The organism is Haloterrigena salina JCM 13891, assembly GCF_000337495.1.
In the GTDB taxonomy this organism is placed as follows: Archaea; Halobacteriota; Halobacteria; order Halobacteriales; family Natrialbaceae; genus Haloterrigena; species Haloterrigena salina.
The window spans coordinates 103,852-124,000 of record NZ_AOIS01000018.1 but is presented as its reverse complement, the minus strand read 5'-3'; the positions used below and the strand labels follow the sequence as shown (position 1 = coordinate 124,000).

Sequence of the window (20,149 nt, the reverse complement as noted above, 5' to 3'; positions counted from 1 at the left end):
GGCGACCCGACCGTCGACGTTCCCTTCCAGTACCTGCGGTTCTTCTTCGAATCGGACGACGAACGACTCAAGCGCATCGCCGCCGACTATCGGTCGGGCGACCTGCTCAGCGGGGAGTTGAAGGACCTCGCGATCGAGCGGATTACGGAGTTCCTCGCCGACCACCAGCGCCGCCGGGCGGAACTGGGATCGCTCGAGTCTGAATTGGAGCCCTACCGGCTGACCGCGGGAGAGCGGCGACGGGCGCTCGAGCGGGCCGGCGTACCGACGGGGCTCGAGGGGTAAGCCCGCTCTCGAGTCCTCACGATCATCGAAGCGTGTACTCCGCGTACGACTCCACGGCGCGGTCGATGGCCGCCCTCGAGACGGCCAGCGCGATACCGATCGTCAGGAGGACGGCGGCGCTTCGAACGAGCGGTGCCGGAACGCCGAGTACCGCCGTCGCCGCCTCGGTGACCGCCGGGACGGACGCGACAACTGCCGGTAGACAGACGGCGGCGAGCGCAACCCCGATCAGCCCGAGTCGAATGAACGACGCGCGACCGATCTCTCCGTAGATCATCGCGCTGGTGAACGGATACGGCATCGGGTAGATATCCCGATACCGGACGTCCATCCCGAGCGCCGTCGCGACGGCGGCGCTACAGCAACACCACGCGACGCTCGCGACGGTGATCAGTACGGCCTCGAGGACGCCGACCGAACCGACCAGTCCGGCGCCCAGCGTGAGTAGCGCGGTCGGCGGGGCACCGACGGCGACGGCGGCGAGGACGGTCCCGCGGACGAACTCCCGGCCGGAAGCCGACGTGAGCGTCATCGGTAACACGGGGTACTCGGCGCCGAGCACTTCGCTTCCGAAACCCTGTCCGACGCCGGTCGCACAGACGAACCCGATAGATACCAGCGCGAGCGGCGGGACGTCCCTCACCGTGCTCGTGTAGAGAGTGATTCCGGTCAGACCGAACAACGGGAAGCAGATCATTCCGAAGAACGCCACCGACACCCGCCACTCCTGGACCCACCGCTTCCGGGCGACGGTCAGGGCGGGGCGCGAGACATAGCGTCCGAACAGCCGCCTCGAGAGGCCGTCACCGACGAGCGATCGCGATCCGGCCGTCAGTTCGGCAGCGTCCGCTTCCTCGCCGAGGACTCGATCGGCGATCGCGACTGCAGCGATTACGCCACCCGGAATGCCGACGGCGAGTACCACCAGTGCACCGAGGCCGCGACGTGAGACGGTGTCGATTTCCGGGACGGCGATCAGCCCCAGATCGACGAGCCACGCAATCGGCGCTCGGCGAGCGATCTCCGCCACCCGATCGAACGGGGGCAGTCCACCGCCGGCGACGACGCTCGCGATGAGCCCCCCGACGCCGATCAGCACGTACCGCAGGACGGATCGTTGCCGAACGAGGACCGTGACACGAGCGGGAACGAGGCCCCAAGCGAACACGCCCACCGCACTGACCACCGCCGCGAGTGCGAGGAAACCACTGACCGCGACGACGATAGCCGCGGCAGTCGCCGGTGATCGAACGCCGATGGCGAACCCGACGGCCCCGCTACAGACGGGGGCCAGCCACGGCAGCGCAACTCGGCTATAGACGGCGAGGCCGATCCCGACCACGAACTCGCGGGTGGTGACCGTCGTGAGCAACAGGTCGGTTTCGGCGCGCTCGAGTCGTCGCGACGTCGCCTGCGCGAAGACGACGATCGCGGTGAGAAACCCCACGGTCGCTCCCATCCGCATAGACTCGAGGTCGAGTGCGAGTAGGTCCCGGTACATCGCCGCTCCGAAAGCGTACGCACCGACGCCACAACCGATCGAGAGCGCGATCAGTGCGATACCGAGAACGAGATGCAGCCCTCGCGAGCGGCCGCGTTTCCGGCGCGCACACAGCACTTCGATACGGGCAATTCGGACGCTGCGGCCCAACCGACCAGGGACCATCACCATACCAGATGGTGACAGAGACAGAACATATTAATCCTAACAATCGCCGTACGATCGACGCCGTGGAGAAGACAGGCGGCTACGAGTGACGACTCCTCAACGAATTAGTGACTCGCCCACGCGTACTCCCGTATGAACATCGGGATCGTTGCAGATACCCACGACAACGTCGAAGCCATCGAGCGAGCGACCGAAATCTTCGCCGAGGAAGGCGTCGAGATCGTGATTCACTGCGGCGACTTCGTCGCGCCGCTGATGGTCGACTACTTCGAGGCGTTCGAACTCCACGGCGTCCTGGGGAACAACGACGGCGACGTCGCCAACCTGCAGGCCGCGTTCGACGCGCTGGGCGGCGAGAGCGAACTCCACGGCCGGTTCGCCAGCCTCGAGTTCGACGGGCTCTCCGTTGCCGTCCTCCACGGGGAGAGTCTCGAAGAGGTCGAGGCGATCGCGGCCGGCGAGACGTTCGATTTCGTCTGTTACGGCCACCACCACGAGCGCGAACTGTCCGAGGAGGGCCGAACGACGGTTCTCAACCCCGGCGCGCACGTGCTGGCGGCAGACGAGGACCGCACGGTCGCGATCGTCGACACCCGTTCGGAGTCGGTCCGGTTCCGGTCGGTCGACGAGTGACTCGGGCCGCCGCGCGCTCGTCATCGGGACCGCTCGATTCGGTTCGACTCGAAAACGGGGCCGAAACCTTATTAATCCAATAACATATAATTAGCCAGTAGAAATTGCTGAATTAGATGATTACGACCTCGAACTACCGTAGCTGGCCGAAAAAGTATTATCGACCTCTGTTCTCTTTCGGCTATGCCGGTAATAAGGACTAGCAATGTGTGACGATCTACCACCCGTCGACGGATCCGGAACGGGGCCGAGCCTCGACGATTTCTTCGCCGTCTTCGCGAACTACCGGCGGCGGTGCGTGCTCCACCATCTACGAGAGGAGCGGTGTGCATCGCTCGGAGCCATCGCCCGACAGCTCGCGGCCTGGGAGCGCGCGTATCAGGCCGAGATCGACTCCGAGAACCTGGTCGATCGAATCGAGACCGAACTGTTTCACACGCACTTGCCGAAATTACGCGAGGTGAACCTCGTCGAGTACGACCGACAGTCTTCGATCGTCGTCTATCGCGATCCGCCCGCCATCGTCAGCGCGCTTCTCGATCTCTGCACCGACCGCGATATTCCGAAGTGAGGAGGCGTCCGGTCGCGGATCGAACGCGACGCTCGTCGGAACCGCGACCCCTTCCGAACGTTCGTCACGGCTCGAGTACGACTCACATGAACATTCGATCCTCCGGGAAGTTCCGGCTCCCGGGACCCTCTTGGGCCTCCAGCGTCGCCATGCGATCCGCGAGTTCGGCGTAGTGTCGCTGCAGCTCCGCGGCGCGTTCGCGGAGCTGATCGTCGTCGATCTCGAGGTCGTAGACCGTCCGCAGGAGGTCCAGATACCGCAGCGCCGCCTCGAGGTCCGGACCGGGCGGGTGCGTCGGGGTGACGTACGCGCCGAGCGGCGGGGCGTCCCCGTCGAGACTGCGGGCCGTCAGTTCGCCGGCGACGCCGTCGAGCACGCCGCCGCTGGCCGGCGACACGTCCGCACCGTCGAGTCGGCGATCCCCGTACGCCGGAGTGGCGACGTAGCAGACATCGTGCTCGTCCGGACCGTGCGGGTACGGAATCCCGTGCAAGACGGCCAGCTCGTCGATCTCGGTAGTATCGAGCCACTCCAACAGCCCGTCGGCGAACGCGTCGGCCGCCCACACCGGGACGAACAGTTCGCTGAGCACCGCGCAGTAGCCGGCCTGCGGGGCGGCGTACACGCGCATCGGGTGTCGCGGGACGCCGTCCTCGACCGGCGTGATATCGGGCAGTCCGCGGGCCCGGACGTGACCGACCTGCTCGAACTCGAGGTGTGAGACGAGGTAATCGACGGCCGTGAGTCCCGCCAGCCCCGCGTTCGAGAGGCCGACGAGCAGGGGACCCTCGAGCGCCTCGTCGCTCTCGACGACGACCTCGTACGCTGGATCGGAAGCCATGAGAGCCCTACGCGGGGGCGACGCTTCAACGTCGCACCTCCATTTTCCGGCGCCGGTAGCGGGACTCGACCGCGGCCCTCGAGAACGGACACCCCTCCCCCGCCGCGGCCGCCGCGAGGGGGCGCCCCGAGCGTCGTGGGACCGCTCCCCGCAGACCCTGAACGCTCGGACCAAGGTCTTAACCTCACCCAGCCAGTATCGGGCAGTATGCAACACGTGAAGATTCCGCAGGACCGCATCGGCGTCCTCATCGGCGAGGGCGGCGAGACGATGCGCGAGATCGAAGCGGAAGCGGAGGTGCGACTCGACATCGATTCGGAGAACGGCTCCGTCGCCGTCGAGACCGTCGGCGATCCCGTCCGCGGGCTCAAGGGCCCCGAGATCGTCCGCGCCGTCGGCCGCGGCTTCGCGCCCGACGCGGCGCTGCGCCTGCTCGAGGACGACATGATGCTGTTCGACGTCGTCGACATCGACGCCGCCGCTCGCAACAAGAACGACATGAAACGCAAGAAGGGCCGACTCATCGGTGAAGGCGGTCGGACCCGCGAACTCATGGAGGAGCTCACCGGCGCCGACGTCGTCATCTACGGCTCGACGCTCGGCATCATCGGGACGCCTGAACAGGTCGACGCCGTCCGCAGCGCCGCCGAGATGCTCCTCGACGGCGCGCCCCACGGCGCGGTGTACTCCTTCCTCGAGGAGAAACACAACGAGATGAAACACCAGGGGATGGAGTACCACCGGTTCCCGGGCGGCCAGTCCTAATTTCGAGGTCTCGATTTCGTCGACCGCTCTCTACGAACGGTCTCTTTCGCCGCCGAATGAAACGGCGTGAGTCTCCGCCGCGAGTCACATGTGTTTCGCGAGGTTCTCCGGCAGGTCGACCTCCTCGCGGTCGCACATGTTCTCGAGGCGACGGGCGATGAGGAACGCGGCCACGTCGCCGGCCGTCGCCACGTAGGCGCCGACGAGGTCACCGAGGACAGCCCGGCCGTCGCGTTCGATGTCGACGACGGTCCCGTCGCCGTCGACGACGAGTCCGTCGACCGAGTCGGCGCACTCGATCGCGTCGTCCGGCCCCAGAATGTCCTTCTCCCGGTCGATCGCGGCCTGAATCAGTGCGGTGTATCCGGGAGTTTCGTCCGTCATGGACATGGGTTAGGCGCTCTTGCCCGTCGCGGCGGACGCGGGGTTACGGTTACAGTTACAGTGACTCATTGGTGATAACCTCGATGGCGATGCTCTGGTGGTGGACGTCCTGGCGCATGAGCGACCGTGGATCGTCGTTCCACAACGGGTTCGGCGTCGCGATCTCTCCGTAGCTGTAGAAGCCGGCGACGGGAACGTCCGGGCCGACACGCTCCCTGACGATGTCGAGTTCGGCGTTTCGCGTCTCCTCGTTCGACAGGTGATACCAGCGGCAGTTGCAGTCGAATACAAGCACGGCCGCGATATCCTCGGGCCCGCCGGCGGCCATCAGCGCCCGATCGACGGCGGTCTCGACGCCGTCGAGGACCGCGTCGGCCGACGTATCCATGACGGTCAGTTCCTGACCCTCCTCGAGCGGTTTCTCGCCGACGATCATCGATCCCGTTTCCTCGTCGACGTCGGTCATTATCGCGATGTGAGTCTCCTCGCCGTCGTCGTCCGTTCCGAGCGGGTGGGTCATCAGGAAGTGTTCCTGGGTTACCCGGTCGCCGTAGCAGTCGCGGTAGGCCTCGAGTGCGGGTTTGTCGTCGAGTTCGTAGAGGCGGTTGTCCTCGGCGCTCGTCACGGTGAACGTGTGCTCGGTCTCGCGCAGGCCGTTGGCGACGCCGACGCCGGTCTTGACGTCGACGTCCATCGCGGCGACGGCCATCGAGTCCTCGACCGGTTCGCCGTCCCGGTAGACCCACGTCGAATCGAGCTTCCAGTCGTCCCCGGCGAACCCGCCGGAGACGTGCGCCCAGCCCAGCGCGTCCTGGACGCCGATCAGGGCCCACTCCTTGCTGCCGGTCAGGCCCGGGCCGAACGCGTTCACGAGCAGCTTCGGGTACCACCGCCGCCGGCCTGACTCGGACGCCGAAACCGACGTCGGGACGGGGCCGTCGTCGAGGTCGTCCACGGCCGCAGAGGCCGCTTCCATCCCCGCCTTTCTCGAGAACTCGGCGAACTCCGGTGCGGACCCGACACCGGGGCGAATACCGTCGCCCGCGAGCGCGAGCACGACGACGCTTTCGGTGTGCGACTGCGCGTGGGCGATTTCGCCGGCCGTCGAACAGCCGACGACCGGACAGTCGAGTTGGGCCTCGATACCGCCGAGTAACGCGGCCTGGTCGTACTCGCTCGAGCCGAACGCGTACGCGATCCGTTCCTCGCCGCCGAGGTCGTCTCGCGCGGCGCGGGCTGCGCGGCGGCCGGCCGCCGTCGAGTCGTCGTCGGTCGCGTGGCCGACTCCGGCGAGAATCTCACTCATCGATGCTACGGCAAGGATGGAAGTACACTCACATAAACGTACTGTCCGTCACGACGACCGAGGCGTCTCCGTCGCCGTGAGTCGGCGACGGACGAAGCGCCAGTGAAAGCCGCACGCGACCGACTGCGGGTTCCCGTTGCCAACCCCACAATGACTATGCCGGTTCGTTACTATCTGCAACGCAATGTCCGATCCCGATCCGCTGTCGGACATCGACGCCGTCGAGGCCGTACTGGCCGACGAGTCGCCGGCGACCCGCGACGGGTTGCTGGTGGCGCTGGCGTCGAACCGGGGCCGTTCGACGGCGGAGATCGCCGCACTTACCGGACTCTCGAGCGACGCCGTCGAGCAGTGGGTCGAGGCGCTCGACGTCGAGGGTCCGCCGGCGAAGAGGGACGACGGTGGCGACGGTGACGGCGGTGGGGCCGGTCGGTCCCGGTTCGAGGTCGTCGACGCGGCCGTCCGATCGCTGGTCAAGTCGGAAACGATCGACGGGATCACGGAGCCGGTGACCGACGTCGCGGACGAATTCTTCGGGACGACCGCGGCCGCCGTCTACCGGTACGACGGTCTCCGATCGGAACTCGTACCCGAGATCGTCACGCCCGCGGCCGACGCCCGCTTCGAGATCGAACCGATCGCCGAAGGGGGAGATCCGTGGTGGTCGGCGTTCCGATCAGACGACCCGACCGCCGTGGCGTCGACCGAGCTCGTCGTCCCGTCCGAGACGCTGGGGATCGTCCGCCTCGGCGGTCTCGACGCCGACGCGGTCGACGAGATCGACGTCCGGACGTTTCGACCGATCGCGACGGCGGCCATCGGCGCGATCGAGCGCCGCCGCCGAATCCGGACCCTCGAGGACGACCGCGCCGAACTCAAGGGAAAGAACGAGGACCTCCAGGACTTCGCGAACATCGTCTCCCACGACCTGCGGAACCCGCTGTCCGTCGCGGAGGGCTACCTCGATCTGGCCGTCGAGACCGGCGACGAGGAGTACGTCCAAGAGGTCGAAGACGCCCACGAGCGCATCGATCGGATCATCGAACACACGCTGACGCTGGCCCGGCAGGGACAGGGGATCGACGACGCCGAGCCCGTCGATCTCGAGTTGATCGCGCGACGGGCCTGGAGAACCGTCGAAACGCCGAACGCGACGCTCAACGTCGCCGACTCGACGACGTTCGACGCCGATCCGGCCCGGCTCCGACAGCTGTTCGAGAACCTGTTTCGAAATGCTGTGGAACACGGTTCCACAAACCCTGACTCGCAGGCTCGTCAGGACAGTGTCGAGCATGACTCGACAGGCGGTCGACCGTCGACCGACGACAGCGAACCCGTTGAGACCGACGATGAACTCGTCGTCACCGTCGGAACGCTCGAGGAAGGAGACGGGTTCTTCGTCGCCGACGACGGTCCCGGCATCCCGGTCTCAGAGCGGTCCCGGATCTTCGAGCGAGGGTACACCGACAGCGACGACGGAACCGGCTTCGGACTTCACATCGTCCGCGAGATCGTCGACGCCCACCGCTGGAGTATCTCCGTGACCGACAGCGATTCCGGCGGCGCTCGATTCGAGATCAACGGGGTGTGAGAAACCCCCGTACGGAACGGGGATCGACCACGGCATAAACAAAAGACTTATATAGAATAACAATCAATCGTTCCCTTGACTATGGCTCAGCAGATGGGTAACCAGCCCCTTATCGTTCTCTCGGAGGACAGCCAGCGTACCTCCGGAAAAGACGCGCAGTCGATGAACATTCAGGCCGGGAAAGCCGTCGCCGAGTCCGTACGGACCACGCTGGGTCCGAAGGGGATGGACAAGATGCTCGTCGACTCGACGGGCAACGTCATCGTCACGAACGACGGTGTCACCCTGCTGTCGGAGATGGAGATCGACCATCCGGCGGCCGACATGATCGTCGAAGTCGCCGAGACCCAGGAGGACGAGGTCGGCGACGGCACCACGAGCGCCGTCGTCATCGCCGGCGAACTCCTCAGCCAGGCCGAGGAGCTCCTCGACCAGGATATCCACGCGACCACCCTCGCCCAGGGGTACCGACAGGCCGCCGAGGAGGCCACCGAGGCCCTCGAGGACGTCGCCATCGACGTCGACGAGGACGACGACGAGATCTTAAAGCAGATCGCCGCCACGGCGATGACCGGCAAGGGCGCCGAAAGCGCCCGCGACCTGCTGGCCGAACTCGTCGTCGATGCCGTCCAGGCCGTCGCGGACGACGACGGCGTCGACACGGACAACATCAAAGTCGAGAAGGTCGTCGGCGGCTCCATCGAGAACTCCGAGCTCGTCGAGGGCGTCATCATCGACAAGGAGCGCGTCTCCGACAGCATGCCCTACTTCGCCGAGGACGCCAACGTCGCGATCATCGACGGCGACCTCGAGATCAAGGAGACCGAGATCGACGCCGAGGTCAACGTCACCGACCCCGACCAGCTCGAGCAGTTCCTCGAACAGGAGGAACAGCAGCTCAAGGAGATGGCCGAGGGCGTCGCCGCAGTCGGCGCCGACGTCGTCTTCGTCGACGGCGGCATCGACGACATGGCCCAGCACTACCTCGCCCAGGAGGGCATCATCGCCGTCCGCCGCGTCAAAGCGAGCGACCAGTCCCAGCTCGCCCGCGCAACCGGCGCCACGCCCGTCTCTTCCGTCGACGACCTGAGCGAGGACGACCTCGGCTTCGCCGGTAGCGTCGCCCAGAAGGAGATCGCCGGCGACCAGCGCATCTTCGTCGAGGACGTCGACGACGCGAAGGCCGTCACCCTCATCCTGCGGGGCGGCACCGACCACGTCATCGACGAGGTCGACCGCGCCATCGAGGACTCCCTCGGCGTCGTGCGAACGACCCTCGAGGACGGCAAGGTCGTCGCCGGCGGCGGCGCCCCCGAAGTCGACCTCTCGCTCTCGCTGCGCGACTACGCCGACTCCGTCGGCGGCCGCGAGCAACTCGCCGTCGAAGCCTTCGCGGACGCCCTCGAGGTCATCCCGCGCACGCTGGCCGAGAACGCCGGTCTCGATCCCATCGACTCGCTGGTCGAGCTGCGCGCCGACCACGACGGCGGCGAGACCAGCTCCGGTCTCGACGCCTACACGGGCGACACCATCGACATGGCCGAGGAAGGCGTCTACGAGCCGCTGCGCGTGAAGACCCAGGCCATCGAGTCCGCCACCGAGGCGGCCGTCATGCTGTTGCGCATCGACGACGTCATCGCCGCCGGTGACCTCGCGGTCGCCGACGACGACGATGACGAAGACATGCCCGCCGGCGGCCCCGGTGGCATGGGCGGCGGCATGGGCGGTATGGGCGGCGGCATGGGCGGCATGATGTAAGCCCAGCTTTTACGCTGCGCTCACTCACGCCGTTCGCTCGTTCGCTCGGTAAAACCTGGATCAAAAGCACTCCTCGCTCCCTACCGTCGCTCGTCGGCCCGAGCGCGGCGAAGCCGCGCTCGGTGAACGGCGTCGTTCGGGCTCTCCGAACCGCTCACTCGCCGACGCTCGCTGGGAGTGTGGTCAGCGGGCTATCGCCCGCTCGAGTCGCTCACTGCAGTCGGCCCATCTGATCGTTCTTTCTTTCGTCGTCGCTCCCGAATCCCGTACTCTTGCAGTTCGTACTCTCGCAAATCGGATCGTGCGACGCTCGAGTCCGTCCGCACGCAACCTTCATGTTGTTCTCATCACAAGTATCGGTCGTGACGAACGACGCCGACAGAAAGCGCGACGTCGCGACGAGTTTCGGGAACGCCACGGACGGCTATCGGGACGGGGCCGTCCTCAAGGAAGGTGCCGACCTCGAGCGACTCGTCGACTGGACCGAGGGCGCGACGCGGGCGCTCGACGTGGCCACCGGCGCGGGCCACGTCGCCGGTGCCGTCGCCGAACGGAACGTCCCGCGGGTCGTCGCGGCGGACCTCTCCCCCGAGATGGTCACGACGGCGACGGCCGACTACGGCGGTCTCGAGGGGGCCGTCGTCGACGCCGAGCGCCTGCCGTTTCCCGCCGGTCGGTTCGACGCGGTCACCTGCCGCTTCGCCGCCCACCACTTTCCGGACCCCGAGGCGTTCCTCGCCGAGGTCGAGCGGGTGCTCGCGACGGGCGGCGTCTTCGCGTTCGAGGACCTCGCCGCCCCCGCCGACCCGGAACTGGCGAGCTACGTCAACCGAATCGAACGACTGCGCGATCCGGGTCACGTCGAGACCGCCTCCCCGGCGCAGTGGCGCGACTGGCTCGAGGCCGCGGGACTGACCGTCGACGCGGTCCGGGAGACGAGTCGGCGTCTCGAGGTCGACACGTGGCTCGACCGGATGGACGTACCTGCCGATCGTCGCCGAGAGATCAGGTCGCTGCTGTCGAACGCGCCGGCCGCCCTCGAGGACGCGTTCGACTTCCGGTACGCCGACGACGGCGAACGGTTGGAATCGTACCGCACCGGCGTCGTGCTGTTTCGGGCGCGGGCCTGACGGTCGCCCGCCATCGAGACGGTGTCGGTGAGACGTGCGGGTAGACGACGCGACGGACAGCTACCGTCTACCACGGGAACAGCGGCGGAAGGTTGAACGCCACCTGCGACGCAGTCAGTTCTGCCCCGTCTTCGCCGTAGGCCATCGCGGGATAGCGGCCGATCGAGGTGGCGTGGTCGATGTACTGCTCGTAGCCCGTCCGCGTGTGCGGGGAGAACGGCGACCGGAGACCCTGCTCCTCGAGCGCCCACTGACCGAACCGCTCGTTGGCGTTCTCGTTCTGTCGCCACTCGCCGCCCTCGAGGCGGCTCCCCTCCTCGAATTCGGTTTCGTCGCGCTTCCGGTCGTCGACGTAGAGGTAGTGTTTGGGGTACGGGCTGACGTCCCAGACGCGGGCGAGACTCGTCCCGTCGGCCATCACCGCGAGCTCGAGGAACGTGTACATCGTCGGCGGCTGAACGATGAACGCGGGGACCGCTTCGAACTCCATCCCCGTCGTCTCGAGGAACTCGACCGGCCCGAGTTCGTAGAACTTCTCGCGCATGATCTCGATGTACGTGTCGCTCCCGCCGAAGAGGACGGACGCGCGCACGCCCTCGATCCCGTCGACCGCCTCGCGGACGGCGTCGCTCTCGAATCGCTTGCCCGCTACGTCGGCCCGGAGCTTGTCCTTTCCGTCGAACCAGTCGAGGTCGTCGCGCTCGATAATGTCTCTGACGACGTTCTCCTCGCCCGCCTCGCCCTCGACGCCGACGTACGACGGCTTCTCGTTCGCGTTCGTCTTGCGGGTGACACTCGAGTCGACGACGGTCCGGCCGTCCTCGGTCGAGAAGGAGAGTTCGAGCTCGTTCGCGAGGCGGTACTGGCGCAGCCCCTCGTCGTACTCCGGGAGCTGCTTTCGCATCTCGCGGACCGTCTCGAGGTCGTCGGGGAGGTCGGTCACGGCGTCGGCGACGAACCACGCGTCGAGGGACTTCCCGTCGTAGTCGGGCATCGCGCTGTCGAGCGCGTCGCCGCCCTCCGCGGTGTTCTCGCTGTGGCCGGGCAACAGCGTGATCGTCGCCGCCGAGGTCGTGCGCTCGACCATCAGGACCACCCCTCGCCGAACTCGATCTCGGTATCCGCGATAGTGAGCAGATACCGGTCCGCGCCGAGCGTCTCGAACCGGTAGGGCACGGTCTCGCCGTCGTCGAAGACGAACGCGCCCGCCTCTCCGCCGTCGAACGCATCGGTCACCTCGGTCCGAACGTACGGGCCGTGGTCGAACTGGAGGTCCCGCATCGTCGCCGCGAGTCGGGCGCTCCCCACTGGATCGACCGAGGCGGTCGCGCGGACGTCGTCGACGACGACGTCGCCGCGGGCGGCGACCGTTCCGTCCGCCGGGTCGCCGTCGGACGGATACCAGCCGATCTCGAGGCGAGAGACCGCGTCTAAGAGACCGAGGTCGACGTCGCTCGCGTCCCAGTAGAGACGACCCGGCGTCGCCTGCGGGACCGTCACCGGATCGGACGCGGCGACCGGCTCCCCCGTCGAGCCGTCCGCGAGGAGATCGGTCGAGCGATAGAGCCTCCACTGAAAGGCGACGCGGGCGTCGGTCCCGGTGAGTCGGCCCGGCGTGACGTCGGCGACGAAGTACGGATGCGTCGCGAGGTCGAGATCGGTGACCGGCCGCGAGATCGCCGGTTCCGTCTCGCCGTCGACGGCGGCCTCGAGGGCGTACTCGCCCTCGGTGACCGCTACCGGGCGCTCGTCTCGCCCGATCCGCGACAGCGCGAGGTCGCCCTCGGGGCGCCACTCCTCGAGCGACGACTCGAAGGTGCCGAACGAGATCTCGTCGAGCGCGTCGAGCGCGGCCGCGTCGGAAACGCCGTATTTCGACGCGAGCGTTCCGATCGCAGCGACGCCGGTTCCCGCGACTGTCGATAGCACGCGCCGGCGAGACGTCCGAATCACCCTCTCGTTTCCGAACATTATCCGAAGCGTGATACTCCTGCCCGTATTAAGGTACGTGTAGCACGAACGTCGCCGCCCGATACCGGACTGCGCGCCGGCCGTCGATTCAGGACGAATTAAGTGTCTTCCCGCGATATTTGCCACTATGAACACGCTCCTTCTGGACAGCGACGACGTCGACGAATACGCCGCCCTCGCCGACGTCATCGACGCCGTCGAGCAGGCCTTCGCGGCCTTCGAGCGCGGGGACACCCAGATGCCCGCGAAGTCCTACATCGACCTGCCGCGGTACAACGGCGACTTCCGGTCGATGCCCGCCTACCTCGATACGGGCGAGTGGGACGCCGCCGGGCTGAAGTGGGTCAACGTCCACCCCGACAACCCGGAGGACCACGACCTGCCGACGGTGCTGGGGACGATGATCTACTCCGATCCGGAGACCGCCTTCCCGCTGGCGATCATGGACGGGACGACGCTGACCATGAAACGCACCGGGGCCGCGGCGGCCGTCGCGACCGACCACCTCGCCGTCGACGACGCCTCGAGTCTCGGCATCGTCGGCGCCGGCGTCCAGTCGTACACCCAGCTTCGAGCGATCAGCGAGATCCGACCGATCGAGGAGGTCGTCATCGCGGATCAGGACGAAGACCGCGTCCGACGGTTCGTCGAGGCCTTCGAAGACGAGTTCGACGTCCGCGCTGGCTCGATTTCCGAGGCCGGCCACTGCGATATCCTCTCGACGGTGACGCCCGTGGAGAGTCCCATCGTCGGCCTCGAGGACGTCGGCGAGGACACCCACATTAACGCCATTGGGGCCGACGCCGCGGGCAAGCACGAACTGAGCGACGACCTCCTGCTCGAGGCGACGATCGTCATCGACGACCACGAGCAGTGTACCCACTCCGGCGAAATCAACGTCCCCTACGGCGAGGGCACTCTGACCGACGACGACATTCACGCCGAAATCGGCGAGGTCGTCGCCGGCGCGAAGGAGGGGCGGACCGAGGAGACGGGGATCACCGTCTTCGACTCGACCGGGCTGGCCATTCAGGACGTCGCGGCGGCCCACGTCGTCTACGACCGCGCCAGCGACGCTGGGAAGGGACTGTCCTTCGATCTCGTCGGCGCCGGAGACGCCGCGCAGTAGTCGGCGCCGCTCGAGCGGATCGCTCGCGGCGAGTCGAACCGACGGAAAAGGGAACCGCGCAGCGCGTCAGTCGTCCGATTCGGCGGGACGCGGACTGTCGTCGCCGACGGTGGAACCGAACGCCGTCTCCCGCAGGTCGGCCTCGATCTCCTCGAGCGACCGTCCCTTCGTTTCGGGGACGAGTTGGTAGCAGAAGACGAGCGCGAACAGCGTCAGGACGCCGTACAGCCAGAACGTGCCGGACTGGCCGAAGAGGTCGACGAGTCGGAGGAACGTCAGCGAGACGATCAGGTTCGCGGCCCAGTTTAAGACCGTAACGACGCCCATCGCCGTCCCGCGGATCTCCATCGGGTAGATTTCCGAGATCATGAGCCAGAACACGGGACCCAGCCCGATCGCGAAGAAGGCGACGTACAGCATCAGGCTCCCGGTCGCGAGCAAGCCGAGTCCTCCGGAGAGACCGGGCAAGTAGAACACGGCACCGAGGACCGCGAGCATGACGGTCATGCCGCCGAGCCCCGAGAGCAACAGCGGTCGCCGACCGAGCCGGTCCATCAAGAGGACCGCGACGACGGTCATCGCGACGTTGACGGCGCCGATGCCGACGGTCGCGAGGATCGACGCGGTGTCCTCGAAGCCGGTCGACTCGAGGATCGTCGGTGCGTAGTACATCACCGTGTTGATGCCGGTGACCTGCTGGAACACCGCCAGTCCGATCCCCACGACGAGCATCGGGCGTACCCACGCCTGAAGCAGGTCGCGGAGGGTTCCGGACTCAGTCTGGATGTTCTTTTTGATCTCGCGAAGTTCGCCGGCCACCTGACTTTCGGTGCGCGTGCGGGAGAGCACGTCGCGGGCGTCGTCTTCGTGACCCCGCTCGTAGAGCCATCTGGGACTCTCGGGCATGAAGAGCATGCCGGCGAACAGGATCGCCGCGGGGACCATCCCGAGGCCGAGCATCCAGCGCCACTGGCCGCCCTCGGAGAGCGCGTAGTTGACGAGGTAGGCGATCAGGATCCCGCTCGTGATCGTCAACTGGTTCAGCGAAACCAGCGAGCCGCGGATCTTCGGCGGCGAAATCTCCGAGATGTACAGCGGCCCGACGACGGACGCGAAGCCGACGCCGATCCCGTCGACGATGCGACCGAGGATGAGCACCTCGACCGTCGGCGCGACGGCCATGATGAGCGAGCCGACGAAGAAGACGACGGCGCCGACCAGGATGAGGCGCCGACGACCAAGTCGGTCGGCCAGTCGGCCGCCGAACGCGGCGCCGACGATCGCACCGATCATCGCACCGCTGACGATGACCCCTTCGACGAGCGAGGGGTTCATCGAGTAGCCGAATATCGTTGCCAGTTCGAACGTCTCCCGGATGTAGAGCATCGCACCGGAAATGACGCCCGTATCGAAACCGAACAGTAAGCCGTTGAGCGCGGCCAGCGCCGCGACGACGTAGACGAACGGATTTCGTTCGTCGACCGAACCGCCGGTCGATGTTGCAGTCATGGGTGATTAGCCAATATAATTATCTCGGATCATAGTTAACAAAGTCTCCGATCTTCCTCGGGAGGTGTTGACCCACAGTCAGAAGAGCCCAAACCCTCGAGCGATGTCGAGAGCCCGCCGGCTACGGTCGGCAGTGGACGGTCCGCCACCGCCGGATCGACCGTCCTCACCCCTCACGGAGTCGCCGCGGAATCGACCCCGTCATCGGGAGTTCATCGCAGTAGTAGACGACCGGATCGCCGGTCGGCTCCGGCAGGTCGTTGACCTCGAACATGGTGTTTTCGTTGATCGTCACTTCGCCGGGCCGGAGGGGCCACCGCTCGTGGGCGATTTCGCCGGTCAGGACCCCCCTGTCTTCGGCGGCGTAAAACCGGCGGCGTTCGACGAGCCAGTGGGCGAGCGTGTCCGGTTCGGGGCGAAAGACGTCGCCGTCGGGGCGATACGTCGCGTCGAAGCGAGCTCGCGGCGCGTCCTCGTCGAACCGCGGCCGCGCGCCGGCCGCAGTCTGGCCCCGCGTACTCGAGAAGAGGACGTCGCCGCTGTCGGCGCTGACCCGCATGTGTGCGTGATAAACCGGGAGCCGCGTCGTTCGGCTGACGATCGCGGCGATCAACGGGCTCCCGACGTCGATACTGAAGAAGAACAGGCCCGGGTCGCCGCGGTACCGGACGTACGTCCGGACGTTGAGTTCGGCGACGGCCGTTCTGGTAAACGGCGGCGTGCCGCGTATCCCGACCTTCGTGAGCACGAACGGCAACACGCTGAGCCAGGCGTCGCCGTCTCGCGTCTCGAGCGTCAGTTGGTCGGGAACGTGGGGACGGAGGGCGTCGGCGTCGACGGGCCAGTTGACGAACGACCCGTCGCGCCACGTCATCGAGACGACGTGTGGCGCGGTCGGGGTCGAGCCGTCGGCGAAGTCCCACCGAAAGGGGTCAGTTCGCGGTCGTATTCGGCGTCGTGTCTGTCTGTTGTTGTGATCCGTCATCCTCGAGAGCCAGTCCTGCGGACTGTGGTCCCGAATACGAGGAGCGATCGGATAAAGGAGACAGTCGACTGTCAGCTTCGATTGAGGTCTCGAACAGCGACAGTCGATCGGCCGCTCGAACCGGAACTGCGACCGGTTAGTCGGCCGGTTCGATGTCGGGATCGGCGTCGGAGTCGCCGGACGGCTCCGTGAACGTCACTTCGCCGTCGGACTCGTCCGAACCGCCGTTCGACTCGACGTCGTCGATGAGGTTCGCCATCGCATCGGACCCCCGAAGAAGCAACAGTCCGAAGCCGATTCGGGTGGCGATGTCGAGATAGGCGCCCGCGAAGACGCCGCCGAAGGCGTCGAGCAGGCCGATCCCCTGTCGCGAGATGACGCCGATAACCAGATACGCAATCCAGAGCAGGATGATCAAATTCCTGAGTTTGCCGTAGAGAAGCACCCGCTCGCCGGAGGTCTCGCCGGAGCGTTTCGTCACCGGCCAGATCATCACGTAGAGGAGCGCGGCGAGGGCGACGGCCGTACCCAGGTTCGCGGCGAGCACTGCCGCCCCAGTGAGGAAGTATCGACCGAGGCTAAAACCGATCCAACCGATCGTCAGGGCGATGAGCGTGGCCAACTGGCGTCGGGTCGCGTCCGCGACCTTCCCCGCGACCGCGATCATGATCGTCGTCGCGACAAAGTAGTCGACGTAGCGAGTCATCGGAAGCGGCTGGCCGTTCGGCGTCGTCACTCGAAGCAGTTCGAGCGACATCCCGAAGTACGCGAGCGAGAGCGTCCCGCAGACGATCGGCGCCGGCAGGAAGTACCGGCGCGTCCCGGCCGGTTTCTTCGCGACCCAGCCGAGAAACGCCAGCGTCGCGACGGCCGTCACGTAGGAGCTGAGCCGGTACATCTCGAGCTCGCCGATCATCGGCTCTCACCTCCGTGTTCGGCGGCCGGCGGCTGTGCGTCGGCGTCCGCCCCCGAAACGGCGAACTCGTCGACGGCGTCGGCCAGCTCCGTCGCCCGCTGGTCGAGCCGCGTCGCCTCGGCGGAGACGTCGGTGATCGTCGCCGTCGTTTCCTCGGAGGCCGCCGCGACCTGCTGTGCCTGCGAGGTCGTTTCGTTGGCCACGCTGGCGACGTCCTGAACGATCGTCGCGAGCTCCTCGGCGGATTCGGACTGCTCGTTCGTCGCCTGATCGATCTGCGTGACGCCGCTCGCGACCTGTTCGATCTCCCGGGCGATCCGGTCCAAGTTGTCCGCGAGGGAGTCGACGCGATCGGTAGCCGATCCGATCGTCTCCTCGGTCTCCTCGATCTGTGCCGCACTCTCGGTCGCGCGCTGTTGTATCGATTCGATCATAGCTTCGACGTCGTCGACTGCCGCCTGAGTCTGCTCGGCCAGCTCCTTGACCTCGTCGGCGACGGCCTGGAAGCCGCCGTCCTCGCTCGAGGCGCTCTGTGACCGGGCGGACTCGATCGCCGCGTTCAGCGCCAGCATGTTCGTCTGGCCGGCGATCTCGTCGATCAGCTCGACGATTTCCTGAATCTGTTCGGCCTCTTGCTCGAGGTCGTGGATCGTCTCGGCGACGGTCTCCGTCTTGTCGCTGGCGTCGTGCATCTCCGCCGTCGTCTCCTCGGCCGCTTCCTGGCCGGCGGTCGCGAGCTCGTCGACCTGTGTCGATTGGTCGGCGATCGTACTCGTCGCGGCGGCGACCTCCTCGACGGTCGCCGACATCTCCTTGACTTCAGTCGTCGCCGTCTCCAGGTCGTCGGCCTGCGCCGAGGACCCGTCGGAGATCTCCTGAACCGAGGCGCTGACCTCCTCGCTGGCCCGGCTGATCTCCTCGGAGCTGGACTGGACCTCCGTACTCGTCCGCGCGACGTCCCGCGAGATCCGCTTGACCTGAGACACCGTCGTCTCGAGGTCGGCGATCATCTCGTTGAACGACTCGGCGATCTCGACCATCGCCTCGTGGTCGGTCTCCGGTTCGAGGCGCCGCTGCAGATCGCCGTCCGCACAGTCGGCCATCACGTCGCCGAACCGCTCGGCCTCCGCCTCGAGTTCGCGGTTGCGCTGCTCGGTGCGGCGCTGGGCCTCGCGTGCGCGTTCGCGTTCGTCCTCGAGATCGGCCAGCGTGGTGCTGAGGTTGTCGCGCATCGATCCGAAGGAGTTGTAGAGGATGCCGACCTCGTCGATCCGATCGGTCTCGAGGTCGACGTCGAGGTCGCCGTCGCCCATCCGTTCGGCCTTCTGGGCGAGCCGGCGGAGTTGCAGGGAGAGGTTGCCGCCGAGGACGATAGCGACGAAGCCGAGGTTGATGACGAAGATGAACGCCAGCGTTGCGATGGCGGCCGTCGCGGTGTTCTGGGCCACGAAGACGTCGTCCGCGACGCCGTAGGTCATAACCCCCATCGTCGACTCGCCGACGTCGATCGTCGCCGTCGTCGCGGCGAGTTCCCGATCGGTTCCCTCGGGAGTCGCCGTCACGACGCCCGATGCGTCGGTCCCGACGGCCTCGAGGACGGCCGCGTCGTCGACCTCGACGTCACCGCTCAGTTCGCCGACGCCGACGATCCGCTCGCCGTCGGCGCCGGTGACGACCGTCCGGTAGTCGTCGCCGCTCTCGAGCGTCGACGCGAAGCCGGTCACCGGCGCCGAGAGGGCGACGTAGCGATCCTCGCCCGGGACGCTCGCGACGAACGAGAGCACCTCGTCGTCACTCGAGAGCGCCCGGTGGGCCGCGGTCGGGCCGTCGGTCTCGCCATCGACGCCCGCGGCGTCGAAGAAGTTCTCGGCCGTCGCCGCGTCGTCGCTGCTCGCGAGCACCTCGCCGTCGGCGGCGAGGTAGTGGATTTCCGCGACGCGATCGTCCCGGGCGGCCCGGGCGTCGGCGAGCCGGTCGGCGATCGCGTCGGTATCGCCGTCACGGACGGTCGCGTCCGCCGCCAATCCGTTCGTCGTCTCCGCGTTCGTTTCGAGCCACGTCTCCGCGACGTCGCTTCGGTCGTCGGTTCGGTCGCCGAAGTGCTGTTCCGCTTCCGGTCCGACCGCCCCGGAGACGTGGGCGAAAAAGATCGCCGAGACGAGCAGCGTCACGAGCGCGATTGCGACGAAAATCAAACCGATCTTTACACTGTACGTTTCTCTGAGCCGATCGGGGAGTGAGTCCTCGAATGCCATAGTATACCGTGGACGTGTCGGGCAGCGTGGCGCTGCGACGTGTCTCCGTAATACTGGTAATTCACACTAATTGAATGTATCGACACAATTGAACACTCCGAGCCGGTTTGTACACATCGTTATATCTCTCGGAGTTCCCCCGAACCTGCGAGCGCGAGCGAACGGTTCGATCGAGAAGTGGTTGCTGATAGCCGTACACAGCCTTCGGGGGAGAAGTCGGTCGGTATGCTCGATCGACCGCGCCGTATTTCGACCCGGTCATACCAGTACGGACAGATAACAGCGGACGGGATCGGTCGGCGACATCGACCGCCACCGACGAGTCGGGAACGACGGTCTGTCGACGAGTTCCCCTCGGTAGCGTCGCGTACGGATGGCGAGTCTCGAGGTCGGAACGCTCGAGCGAACAGCGGTAATCGATTGCCGACGGCGTCGGACGGTGTCGGACGGC

The 20,149-nt window shown here is 66.7% G+C and carries 17 protein-coding genes and 1 pseudogene; 8 read left to right on the top strand and 10 right to left on the bottom strand.

Features of this window, described 5'->3' with window-relative positions; translation table 11 throughout:
* Positions 1 to 285 (top strand): annotated as a pseudogene (locus C477_RS05280) (tryptophan--tRNA ligase); the annotation flags it as partial.
* Positions 286 to 307: 22 nt separating this feature from the next.
* Here C477_RS05280 and C477_RS05275 read toward each other — a convergent pair.
* Positions 308 to 1,957, bottom strand: coding sequence for a hypothetical protein (locus tag C477_RS05275; protein WP_152423276.1), 1,650 nt, complete (start codon positions 1,955 to 1,957; stop codon positions 308 to 310).
* 129 nt (positions 1,958 to 2,086) lie between these two features.
* Between C477_RS05275 and C477_RS05270 the strand changes: the two genes are divergently transcribed.
* Both C477_RS05270 and C477_RS05265 read left to right on the top strand, forming a co-directional pair.
* The gene (locus C477_RS05270) at positions 2,087 to 2,587 is read left to right on the top strand and encodes a metallophosphoesterase (RefSeq protein ID WP_008893416.1); all 501 of its coding nucleotides are present in this window, start codon (positions 2,087 to 2,089) and stop codon (positions 2,585 to 2,587) included.
* A gap of 205 nt (positions 2,588 to 2,792) precedes the next feature.
* Complete coding sequence (locus C477_RS05265; protein WP_008893415.1) at positions 2,793 to 3,158, top strand: DUF7344 domain-containing protein; 366 nt, start codon at positions 2,793 to 2,795, stop codon at positions 3,156 to 3,158.
* A gap of 82 nt (positions 3,159 to 3,240) precedes the next feature.
* Here the strand turns inward: C477_RS05265 and C477_RS05260 are convergent, their stop codons facing one another.
* Positions 3,241 to 3,999: a proteasome assembly chaperone family protein gene (locus tag C477_RS05260; protein ID WP_008893414.1), complete on the bottom strand. Its 759-nt coding sequence runs from the start codon at positions 3,997 to 3,999 to the stop codon at positions 3,241 to 3,243.
* 207 nt (positions 4,000 to 4,206) lie between these two features.
* Between C477_RS05260 and C477_RS05255 the strand changes: the two genes are divergently transcribed.
* Entirely contained in the window at positions 4,207 to 4,764 is a 558-nt protein-coding gene (locus C477_RS05255) for a KH domain-containing protein (RefSeq protein ID WP_008893413.1), read from the top strand.
* Between the two features lie 84 nt (positions 4,765 to 4,848).
* Here the strand turns inward: C477_RS05255 and C477_RS05250 are convergent, their stop codons facing one another.
* On the bottom strand, positions 4,849 to 5,148 hold the full coding sequence (locus C477_RS05250; protein ID WP_239641844.1) for a hypothetical protein: 300 nt from the start codon (positions 5,146 to 5,148) through the stop codon (positions 4,849 to 4,851).
* A 55-nt stretch (positions 5,149 to 5,203) separates the two neighbouring features.
* Positions 5,204 to 6,454 (bottom strand): FIST signal transduction protein, encoded by a 1,251-nt coding sequence (locus tag C477_RS05245; RefSeq protein WP_008893411.1) that lies wholly within the window; start codon positions 6,452 to 6,454, stop codon positions 5,204 to 5,206.
* Between the two features lie 184 nt (positions 6,455 to 6,638).
* Between C477_RS05245 and C477_RS05240 the strand changes: the two genes are divergently transcribed.
* From C477_RS05240 to C477_RS05230, 3 genes are all read left to right on the top strand, one after another.
* The gene (locus C477_RS05240; RefSeq protein WP_008893410.1) at positions 6,639 to 8,045 is read left to right on the top strand and encodes a sensor histidine kinase; all 1,407 of its coding nucleotides are present in this window, start codon (positions 6,639 to 6,641) and stop codon (positions 8,043 to 8,045) included.
* Positions 8,046 to 8,138: 93 nt separating this feature from the next.
* Entirely contained in the window at positions 8,139 to 9,803 is a 1,665-nt protein-coding gene (thsA, locus tag C477_RS05235; protein WP_008893409.1) for a thermosome subunit alpha, read from the top strand.
* Positions 9,804 to 10,165: 362 nt separating this feature from the next.
* A complete protein-coding gene (locus C477_RS05230) occupies positions 10,166 to 10,933 on the top strand; it encodes a class I SAM-dependent methyltransferase (protein ID WP_008893408.1) in 768 nt (255 codons plus the stop codon).
* Positions 10,934 to 11,000: 67 nt separating this feature from the next.
* Here the strand turns inward: C477_RS05230 and C477_RS05225 are convergent, their stop codons facing one another.
* Together C477_RS05225 and C477_RS05220 are read right to left on the bottom strand one after the other, a co-directional pair.
* On the bottom strand, positions 11,001 to 12,020 hold the full coding sequence (locus tag C477_RS05225) for a hypothetical protein (RefSeq protein ID WP_008893407.1): 1,020 nt from the start codon (positions 12,018 to 12,020) through the stop codon (positions 11,001 to 11,003).
* Entirely contained in the window at positions 12,020 to 12,862 is an 843-nt protein-coding gene (locus tag C477_RS05220) for a hypothetical protein (RefSeq protein ID WP_239641843.1), read from the bottom strand. Before C477_RS05220 ends, C477_RS05225 begins: the two co-directional genes overlap by 1 nt.
* A gap of 169 nt (positions 12,863 to 13,031) precedes the next feature.
* On the opposite strand from C477_RS05220, the gene C477_RS05215 reads away from it, so the two are divergent.
* Positions 13,032 to 14,033 carry an alanine dehydrogenase gene (locus C477_RS05215; RefSeq protein ID WP_008893405.1) on the top strand — a complete coding sequence of 334 codons (1,002 nt, stop codon included), beginning with the start codon at positions 13,032 to 13,034 and terminating at the stop codon, positions 14,031 to 14,033.
* A gap of 66 nt (positions 14,034 to 14,099) precedes the next feature.
* Here the strand turns inward: C477_RS05215 and C477_RS05210 are convergent, their stop codons facing one another.
* From C477_RS05210 to C477_RS05195, 4 genes are all read right to left on the bottom strand, one after another.
* Positions 14,100 to 15,542, bottom strand: a complete 1,443-nt coding sequence (locus C477_RS05210) for a sugar porter family MFS transporter (RefSeq protein ID WP_008893404.1) — start codon at positions 15,540 to 15,542, stop codon at positions 14,100 to 14,102.
* A 166-nt stretch (positions 15,543 to 15,708) separates the two neighbouring features.
* A complete protein-coding gene (locus C477_RS05205) occupies positions 15,709 to 16,527 on the bottom strand; it encodes a YqjF family protein (protein ID WP_008893403.1) in 819 nt (272 codons plus the stop codon).
* 136 nt (positions 16,528 to 16,663) lie between these two features.
* Positions 16,664 to 17,443, bottom strand: a complete 780-nt coding sequence (locus C477_RS05200; RefSeq protein WP_008893402.1) for a bacteriorhodopsin — start codon at positions 17,441 to 17,443, stop codon at positions 16,664 to 16,666.
* Complete coding sequence (locus C477_RS05195; protein ID WP_239641842.1) at positions 17,440 to 19,638, bottom strand: methyl-accepting chemotaxis protein; 2,199 nt, start codon at positions 19,636 to 19,638, stop codon at positions 17,440 to 17,442. Before C477_RS05195 ends, C477_RS05200 begins: the two co-directional genes overlap by 4 nt.
* Positions 19,639 to 20,149: the final 511 nt, after the last annotated feature.